The 1074-nt window shown below is 61.7% G+C and carries 2 protein-coding genes; both read left to right on the top strand.

Annotation, left to right across the window (positions count from 1 at the left end; translation table 11 throughout):
• Positions 1–742: conjugal transfer protein (locus AC0B9F_RS38490; RefSeq protein ID WP_472010504.1), on the top strand; the 742-nt coding region annotated here is incomplete at its 5' end.
• 26 nt (positions 743–768) lie between these two features.
• Positions 769–1074 (top strand): hypothetical protein (locus AC0B9F_RS38485; RefSeq protein ID WP_472010502.1); only part of this gene is annotated, 306 nt, incomplete at its 3' end.

Here is a 1074-nt window from a genome sequence, read left to right as displayed (position 1 = left end):
AATTGTCTTCGATCGCGACGCACGAACCTACGCCGTGACGGTATCGGTCTCGGTACGCCCCGCCAACGATGCCTCCGCAACAATCGTTCGGCGCTACTTCCAAGTTCCTGTTGTTGTGACCGAATCCGGTGCGCGCGCCGCCACACTTCCTTCCGAAGTTGCGCAGCCGTCGACAGCTGTAGACCTTCAACTCGGATATAAGTTCCGCGTCGCGAATCACCCGATCGGAACGTCGGCCAACCAGTTCCTCGCCGCACTTCTGACAGGCAACGGCGAGGGTGCTCGCTACCTGACGCCGGGGGTTTCCATCGCGCCGATCGTCCCGGCGCCGTACCGCAGCATCGCACTCACCGATGTGCTCTCCTCGGTCGATCTCAGTGCGTCGAACTCGGCGGCACCGCGTTCAGATGGCGACGTTGTGCGCTTGTTGATCACTGCATCTTTGAAGATCACCGACGCCGAATCTGTCAACGGTCAGTACGCGCTGACGATGACTTCCCGCGGCGGTCGCTGGGAAGTCAGCGCCATCGATTCAACGCCGCTCTTTGCCGCTACTGCTCCTCGCAGCGGAGTCAATTCGTCGACCACGAGCGCCCCGTCCCCGTCGACTCCGAAGAGCGCTCCGTCGACTTCCGCATCGACATCCGTAGCGCCGGCTCAGGCTCCCGCGCCAAGCCAAACACCCGGATCGTCGCTTCCAGCTGTCGGCGAAGTCCCACTGTTTTCCCCTTCAGGAAATTGACTCCTCGAACCGAAAGGTGACCCATCATGTTCATCGCACTCGCCGCCGCTGACCCCAACACCGCGATCGTCGCCGCCGGTGTCTTCGACAAGATCGGAGAGCTGACCAACAACGGAAAGGTCGCCCTCCAATCTGCAGCCAGCTGCCTGGTCCTGTACTTCCTTCTCCGGAACTTGATGCAGTCCTTCACGATCGCCCGGCTGGTCGTCTCCGCCCTCATCGGTGCTGCAGCGCTCTGGGTTGTCTTCAACATGGACTCCCTCAAGGACCGAACCGGAGAGGACCTGGCCATCTCTGTCGTGCAGGTCGTAGAAGCGCCGGACCCGAGTCTG

The sequence above is a fragment of the Streptomyces sp. NPDC097129 genome (assembly GCF_055668065.1).
This window is presented reverse-complemented; position numbering and strand designations above follow the sequence as displayed.